This window comes from Clavibacter lycopersici, assembly GCF_003576405.1.
GTDB lineage: Bacteria > Actinomycetota > Actinomycetes > Actinomycetales > Microbacteriaceae > Clavibacter > Clavibacter lycopersici.
Map to the genome: position 1 here is coordinate 1 of NZ_QWGT01000542.1, position 476 is coordinate 476.

Consider the following 476-nt stretch of genomic DNA (forward strand, 5'->3'; position numbering starts at 1 on the left):
CGCTCCTCTGCGCACCCGCCCTCCGCGCCGCGACGCGCGGCCGCCGCAGCCGCGGATCCGGCGCCCTGGTCGCCGCCCTCACCGCGCTGCCGGAGTTCCTGCTCGCGACCGCGCTGCTCGTGGTGGTGGCCGTGTGGCTGCGCTGGGCGCCCCCGTCCGGCTGGGACGGCCCCGCGAACGCGGCGCTCCCGGCGCTCGCCCTCGGGATCCCCGCGGGCGGGCTCATCGGCCGGCTCCTCGCCGACGCGATCCAGGCCGCGTCCGCCGAGCGCTGGGTCGCGACCTGGGCCATGGCCGGCCTGCCGCCCGCGCGCACGACCCTCGCGGTGCTCCGACGCGCGCTCCCGTCGGTGCTCGGGCAGATCGGCCTGGTGCTCGTCGGGCTCACGGGCGGCGCGGTCGCGGTCGAGCAGGTGTTCGCGATCCCCGGCATCGGCCGCGCGACCCTGGGCGCGGCCAGCAGCCAGGACGTGCCG

1 protein-coding gene is annotated in these 476 nt (G+C 80.3%); it reads left to right on the forward strand.

Going from position 1 to position 476, the window contains the following annotated elements:
* Positions 1–476: ABC transporter permease subunit (locus DZG00_RS16440; RefSeq protein WP_119455873.1), on the forward strand; the 476-nt coding region annotated here is incomplete at both ends.